Annotated in this window: 6 protein-coding genes and 2 tRNA genes; 4 read left to right on the plus strand and 4 right to left on the minus strand. The window is 53.2% G+C overall.

Features of this window, described 5'->3' with window-relative positions:
- Window positions 1-59: 59 nt before the first annotated feature.
- The 4 genes from puuE to JSN25_RS15195 all read left to right on the plus strand — a co-directional run bounded on the left by puuE (window position 60) and on the right by JSN25_RS15195 (window position 4,294).
- Entirely contained in the window at window positions 60-1,322 is a 1,263-nt protein-coding gene (puuE, locus tag JSN25_RS15180; protein WP_038640330.1) for a 4-aminobutyrate transaminase, read from the plus strand.
- A 176-nt stretch (window positions 1,323-1,498) separates the two neighbouring features.
- Window positions 1,499-2,554: an ABC transporter substrate-binding protein gene (locus JSN25_RS15185; RefSeq protein ID WP_199966811.1), complete on the plus strand. Its 1,056-nt coding sequence runs from the start codon at window positions 1,499-1,501 to the stop codon at window positions 2,552-2,554.
- Complete coding sequence (locus tag JSN25_RS15190; RefSeq protein WP_204525085.1) at window positions 2,541-3,545, plus strand: FecCD family ABC transporter permease; 1,005 nt, start codon at window positions 2,541-2,543, stop codon at window positions 3,543-3,545. The genes JSN25_RS15185 and JSN25_RS15190 overlap by 14 nt, the downstream gene beginning before the upstream one ends.
- Complete coding sequence (locus JSN25_RS15195) at window positions 3,542-4,294, plus strand: ABC transporter ATP-binding protein (RefSeq protein ID WP_204525086.1); 753 nt, start codon at window positions 3,542-3,544, stop codon at window positions 4,292-4,294. Before JSN25_RS15190 ends, JSN25_RS15195 begins: the two co-directional genes overlap by 4 nt.
- Here the strand turns inward: JSN25_RS15195 and JSN25_RS15200 are convergent.
- The 4 genes from JSN25_RS15200 to JSN25_RS15215 form a co-directional block, all read right to left on the minus strand.
- Entirely contained in the window at window positions 4,281-5,003 is a 723-nt protein-coding gene (locus JSN25_RS15200) for a substrate-binding domain-containing protein (RefSeq protein ID WP_204525087.1), read from the minus strand. The two genes, JSN25_RS15195 and JSN25_RS15200, sit on opposite strands and share 14 nt — an antisense overlap.
- Window positions 5,004-5,007: 4 nt before the next feature.
- The gene (locus tag JSN25_RS15205; protein WP_204525088.1) at window positions 5,008-6,615 is read right to left on the minus strand and encodes an FAD-NAD(P)-binding protein; all 1,608 of its coding nucleotides are present in this window, start codon (window positions 6,613-6,615) and stop codon (window positions 5,008-5,010) included.
- Window positions 6,616-6,831: 216 nt separating this feature from the next.
- Window positions 6,832-6,908: transfer RNA gene (locus tag JSN25_RS15210), tRNA-Val, on the minus strand.
- A gap of 4 nt (window positions 6,909-6,912) precedes the next feature.
- Window positions 6,913-6,989 (minus strand) — tRNA-Val (locus JSN25_RS15215).
- Window positions 6,990-7,142 lie beyond the last annotated feature (153 nt).

Consider the following 7,142-nt stretch of genomic DNA (forward strand, 5'->3'; position numbering starts at 1 on the left):
TGGCGTCTAAATTTAAAGGGTAATTCAACTGAAATGTATTTATGGACAAGGTGTAGAGAATGAACAATAAAAACCTGCAACAACGTCGTCTGGATGCCACCCCGCGTGGCGTGGGTGTCATGTGTGATTTTTACGCCCAGTCGGCAGAAAACAGCACGATTACCGATATTGAGGGCAATCAGTATATTGATTTTGCCGCCGGGATTGCCGTGCTGAACACCGGGCACCGTCATCCTCGTCTGGTGCAGGCAGTCGAAGCCCAACTGCAGGCTTTTACCCACACGGCTTATCAGATTGTACCGTACGAAAGCTATGTGTCTCTGGCTGAGAAAATCAACGCCGTTGCGCCGATTGACGGTAAACGCAAAACCACATTCTTTACTACCGGCGCAGAAGCCGTGGAAAATGCGGTGAAAATCGCCCGCGCGCATACCGGTCGTCCCGGTGTTATCGCTTTTGGCGGCGGTTTTCATGGACGTACCTACATGACGATGGCGCTGACCGGCAAAGTAGCGCCCTATAAAAAAGGGTTCGGCCCGTTCCCGGGTTCCGTTTACCATGCGCCATATCCTTCTGAGTTGCAGGGTGTCTCCACGGCGGATTCACTAAAAGCGATTGAACGCCTGTTTAAAGCCGACATCGATCCAACTCAGGTTGCGGCGATTATCTTCGAACCGGTGCAGGGCGAAGGCGGCTTCGTGGTGGCGCCGTCGGAGTTTGTTGCCGGGATCCGCCGTATCTGTGATGAGCATGGCATCGTGATGATTGCCGATGAGGTGCAAAGCGGTTTTGCGCGTACGGGGAAACTGTTTGCGATGGATCACTACGCCGACAAAGCGGACCTGATGACGATGGCAAAAAGCCTTGCGGGTGGGATGCCGCTGTCTGGCGTGGTAGGCAAGGCAGAAATTATGGATGCGCCTGCGCCGGGTGGTCTGGGTGGTACCTATGCCGGCAACCCGTTGTCGATTGCGGCGGCGCATGCGGTACTGGATATTATTCGTGATGAGCAGTTGTGCCAACGAGCAGCGGCTCTCGGCGAACAACTGCGCGCCACCCTGACTGACGCGCAAGGATGGTGCCCTGAGCTGGCCGAAGTGCGCGGCTTAGGCTCAATGGTTGCTGCTGAATTTTGCGATGCAGCGACGGGGGAGCCCAGCGCTGCCGTCGCGCAACGCGTGCAGAAGAAAGCCCTTGAGCAGGGATTGCTGTTGTTAACCTGTGGCCAGTACGGCAACGTTATTCGTTTCCTTTACCCGCTGACAATTCCGCAGGATCAGTTTGCGAAAGCGCTCGATATCATTAAAGCTGCGACGAAATAGTTTAGCCACTCAGTATCAACAAAAGCCGACGGTGGTCATTGCCGTCGGCTTTATTTTTGCCAGCATAAATTGATCTTCCTCGTGTACCGCGTGGTAATCATCGGGAATGGGTTGCCAGTCACTTCGTTATGTAATTCAATATATACCGCTTTTACTTCTCATCCAGATGGTATCCCATGTTCACTCTCCGTTCTTTTGTGCTGGTTTGCGCCAGCATGTTGTTTGCGTTTTCTGCCCAGGCCGACCGTACGATCACCGACCAGCTTGGTCGTCAGGTCACGATTCCTGACCATGTGGACAAAGTCGTCGTGCTGCAACACCAGACGCTGAATATTCTGGTGCAACTCAACGCCCAGCAAGACATTGTTGGTGTAATGTCGAGCTGGAAAAAACAGCTCGGACCTGAATTCGCGCGTTTTATGCCGAAGATAACGACATTGCCGACGCCGGGCGATCTCACCAGCGTGAATATCGAGAGCCTGCTGGCGATTCACCCACAGGTCGTCTTTGTTGCCAACTATGCGCCTGCGGAGATGATTCAGCAGATTCAGAACGCCGGTATTCCGGTGGTCGCGATCTCATTGCGTCAGGATGCTGATGGTCAGCAGAATAAAATGAATCCGACTATGGCCGATGAAGAGCAGGTCTACAACGAAGGGTTAAAGCAGGGAATTCGCCTGATTGCGGATGTTGTGGGGCGCAAAGCGCAGGCAGAAACGTTGATCGATTACGTTTTTGCGGCGCGGGCAAAGTTCAACGCGCCAGTTGCCAACATTCCTGATGCGAAAAAGGTGCGTATTTATATGGCTAACCCCGACCTGATGACTTACGGCTCCGGGAAGTATACGGGACTGATGATGCAGCATGCGGGGGGATTAAACGTGGCGGCGGCCAGTGTGAAAGGCGCCCGTCAGGTCGCGCTTGAGCAGGTATTAGCGTGGAATCCGCAAGTGATTTTTGTTCAGGACCGTTACCCGCAGGTGGTGACTGAGATCCAAAACGATCCCAACTGGCAGGGGATTGATGCGGTGAAAAATCATCGCATCTGGCTGATGCCGGAATACGCCAAAGCCTGGGGGTATCCGATGCCGGAAGCCTTGGCGATAGGTGAACTGTGGATGGCTAAAAAACTGTATCCGGACGCCTATAAAGACGTGGATGTCGATGCGCAGGCGCAAGACTACTATCAGCGTTTTTATCGTGTGAACTGGCAGTCTGATGCAGCTAAGTAACCGCATTTTACCCCAGCAGCCGCTGCTAATGGCGGCGGTCTTATTACTGGGCGTCAGCTCGCTGTGCCTCGGACAATATCCGCTGTCGTTAAGCGAGGTATTTTACCATCTGACGCACTATAGCGACACCGCAGGGATTGCCAGCCAGATTGTCTGGACGGTCAGGTTACCACGTATTCTGATCGCGTTGCTGGCAGGGGGCGCGTTGGGTTTATGCGGCGCGACGCTGCAAGGGGTATTTCATAATCCACTGGTCGACCCGCATATTATCGGCGTGACGTCGGGGGCTGCCTTTGGCGGTACGCTGGCTATTCTGCTCGGCCTGTCGCCGTGGCTGATGATGGGCTCAACGTTTTTCTTCGGTCTGACGGCGCTGATTCTTGTGTATGCCATCGCTACATTGCAGGGGCTAGAGAATACGCTGGTGCTGATCCTGTCGGGTATCATTCTGAGCGGTTTCTTTGCCGCACTGGTGAGTCTGATTCAGTATCAGGCGGATACCGAAGAGACGTTACCGAACATTGTGTTCTGGCTGCTGGGGAGTTTTGCGACGGCCAACTGGCATAAAGTTCTGCTGTTGGCGATTCCGGTGGGTATCGCCGCGACGGTTTTGTATCAGTTACGCTGGCGGATAAATCTGCTATCGCTCAATGATAAAGATGCCAGAGCGCTGGGCGTGGCGGTGGTTCCTCTGCGACGCAGCGTGCTGGTGTGCTGCGCTTTTTTAGTCGCCGCTCAGGTGGCGGTAAGCGGCAGTATTGCCTGGGTCGGTCTGGTTATTCCGCATCTGGCACGTTTGCTGGTGGGTGTCGATCATCGTCGGTTGCTCCCTTGTGCCTTCTGGCTGGGGGGCGGTTTTATGATTGTGGTGGATGATATTGCGCGCACCCTGATGCCTGCGGAGATCCCGCTGGGGATCATCACTGCATTATTTGGCGCGCCGCTGTTTGCTTTTTTACTCATCCGCAACAGCCGTCGGAGGAAACAATGAAATCTGTCGCACTGCGCGTGAATCGGCTGACTTACGGGTATCGCGCACCGCTATTTGAGCCGCTTACGTTCAGTTGCCGGAAAGGTGAGGTCTGGGCGGTGCTGGGACGTAACGGTCTGGGTAAAAGTACGCTGCTCGATACGCTAACCGGCACGCTGCCTGCTTTGGGCGGCAGTATTGAGAATGCCGGTGGAATTGGGATTGTGGCGCAACATTGTCATCTGCCGTTTCCCTATACGGTCAGCGATGTGGTACTGATGGGGCGGGCACAGCACGTGAAGTTATTTGCGCAGCCCAGCCAGCAGGATAAAAAAAGGGCAGCGCAGGCGCTGGAGCAACTTAATATCGCACATCTTGGCGCCTGCTCGTTTGGTTCACTCTCTGGCGGGCAACAACAGTTAGTGATGATAGCCAGGGCATTGGTCACGGAATGCCAGACGTTATTGCTTGATGAACCATGTTCCGCGCTGGATCTCGCTAATCAGCAGGTGGTGCTGCAGCTCATCAGCGATCTGGCTCGCCAACAAGGCTGCAGCGTGCTGTTTTCAACCCACGATCCGCTGCATGCGCTACAGATAGCTACGCATACGCTGCTGCTGCTTCCTGAAGGTAAATGGCGGGCAGGGCCGACGGACAGCATCGTGACGGAAGATAATCTGTCCCAGGCCTATGGATTACCGCTGCGAAAAGTGAACGTTGACCATTACCAGACGCCGTTTATTGCGCCGCTGTTTTCTATTCGTCGGTAAGTGGTATAAAACCGGCGGCGATCAGAAATTCCTGACCGCCGTTGCCGAGCATAAACTCAACCAGCGCCAGCGCATCTTTGGATGCCTCCAGCAGCGCCAGTTGGTATTCACATTGAATGTTATATTCAGCCGGAATCGCTACATAACGAACGTTGGGTAGTGCGCGGAGCGTTTTTGCATAATGCGCGTAGCCGATAAACAGATCGGCCAGTCCCTGACGCAGGATCCAGGCGCTGGCCAGTTCTCCCGACGGGATCCTCACGGTGTCTCGACCACCAACCAGGGGAATGGCCCTTTCGCGAAGCTGCTGCCCAAGGCCCCTCTCCAGCGCATCCATCTTGTCAAAAAATGCCCAGGTATAATCCCCGGAAGGGTCACAGCCGGGCGTAGAGGTACCAATTCGCAGGGTAGGGTTTCGCAGCAAATCCAGCCATTCACCGGTCCGGTTGGTAACCAGACCCAGTTGGTTCCAGCAAAAGGTGTGCGTTGAGAGAGCTTTATGCTGAGCCAGAAGGCGTTGCGGATGCTCCCGACTGGCCGAAGCAAACAGCGCACAGGGTTCGCCTGCTTCAATCCGCTCGCGCAATAAACCGGCTGGACCATATTCCACTTTCACATCTATTCCACTTATGTGCGTGAAATGGGTTATCAGCGGAGTCAGTGCCGGACGTAAACTGCCGGCTGCAAGCAGAGTGATGGAAGAATACATCGCGTCACGCCTCGTAATAGGGTAAGCGTCGACGAAGACGCGTGGCTGGCCGGGAAATGGCACGCGCGACGCACTGGCCAATTTCTGCGCAGGCAGTAAGCCCTTGCACAAACGGTTGATCGTGCATCAGCCAGGGAAGTGCGGCGAGCGCAATGCGGCCCCGGACGATATCAGGCGCCTGTAACGTATAGTCATCGCCGACATCCGGTATTTCCTCACTCGTGGATTGCAGTTGATCCCGCAGCGATGGAAATGGCAGATCTTTAATTTTTAACGCTTTCTGGCCTCTGGCATCGATAAAAACGTCAAACTTATAGGTTTCGCCCTGAGCGCGTATCACCGTCATTTTCTCTTTTTGCTCTAACTGATAATCCTGACCGAGCGCGCGAATATTCAGGATCCCGGCCTCACGCAGCGCCAGTAATCTGCGGATCGACTGTGAAGGAATGGCTGCATAGTTATCGATAAAGACGCGAGCAAGTCCATTGTTAAACCGCTCTCTGTCTTTCTCATCCAGGCACGGGACAATTTCCTGTACGGCCTCATGCAGTCGCAGAATAGCGTAACGCCAGGCAACCGTGTGTTTTTCACGTTTATTGCGTTCGACTTCTTCAAGATTGGCTGCGGCCCAGCGAAACGGATCGTGCTTTTTACGGGCAGCGAACCAGACATCTGTAAAGCTGTCGGCGTTCAGGGAAGAGAGGGCGACTTCTTTGCTCCAGACAGGGTCTGCCAGCTCAATTTCTTTGACTATGAGCATAAAGATCCTGTCCAGCAGCCCAGCAGAACCAACTGCAATACATTGTTCCAGTGCCTCAGTAGTCACAATGGAGAGTGGTTCATAGGGGAGAGGGCAGTAAAAATCGGCTTCCGGTAGAATGCCAGAACGGGACATGAGGAGAATGTTGAGATCCTGACTGCCTTCATTTCTTTCGAAATGAACACCCTGCGCATCATCTAATACAAACCTACCGTGTTGTGCGACGACGGCCATAGCCGCATCAATAGCGCTCAGCGACGTACCCAAAATTCCTACATTACACGCCGGGATTTTTGCCTCCATAAGCCCGGTCCACGGACTCGGGAAGAAAGTGCGTGATGCGCTTTGTGCGTCAGGCCAGACGTGACCCGTGGCGATGACAGCAAGATCAAAGTGCTCCGGGTCGTTATGATCGCTGCAAATAACAACGCCATCCGTTGTGGCTTTGACATCCTTGACCTGACAGGATTCGTGTACGGTGATGTTAAACCCCTGTTTGTCCGCAAGGTCTACAAGGCGTAAAAACTGGTCACGAAAATATTCACCGAGCAGAATTCGCGGCAGAAATTGTCGGTCATGCAGCGAGGCGTGTTTCACGCCATAACGGGCTAAATGTTCAACGCTTTGTTGGCGTAACCAGTCGAGATAAGAAGAGGTAATGGGGGGTATTTCAATACTAGCGATATTTGCCAGCATCAATCGCGAGTTTTCCTCATCGCTATAGGGCATGCCTACCCCAGCTTCATTCGATTGTTCGTAGAGGCTAATTGAAAGCGGGGTTTGATGCTTGAGAAGCGCGAGTAACGTATAGATTCCTGTCGGTCCCGTACCGACGATAGCGATCTTGTTCATCTTATCCACCTGATATTATTTTTATGCCCTGTGATCGATGTTCTGTGTCGGCATTGTGCCGAAAACAAGCGAAGCAGGATAAGTGTGGTCGATAACGGCGCAGGAGACAAACGGGATAGACAGCAAGAATAGCGAAATCGCTCAGGACGGCAACAACAATTAGGGGGATTTTATCGAGAATAATATAAGGAGAAAGGCACCACATCAAAAGTGATATGGTGCGTCCGAGTGGACTCGAACCACCGACCCCCACCATGTCAAGGTGGTGCTCTAACCAACTGAGCTACGGACGCAATATGGTGCGTTCAATTGGACTCGAACCAACGACCCCCACCATGTCAAGGTGGTGCTCTAACCAACTGAGCTATGAACGCAACGTTGTAGGTGACAACGGGGACGAATATTAGCGGCACAGACCGAATGAGGCAAGAGGGAAATCGCATTTTTCTTCCGGATCTCACGCGTTTGCAGAGTAATTAAGCAAGTTGATTATATTTTGTTGATTTTGCAGCGTGTTTTTTATTCAG

Origin of the sequence: Citrobacter cronae (assembly GCF_016893685.1) — a bacterium.
GTDB classification, from domain to species: domain Bacteria; phylum Pseudomonadota; class Gammaproteobacteria; order Enterobacterales; family Enterobacteriaceae; genus Citrobacter; species Citrobacter werkmanii.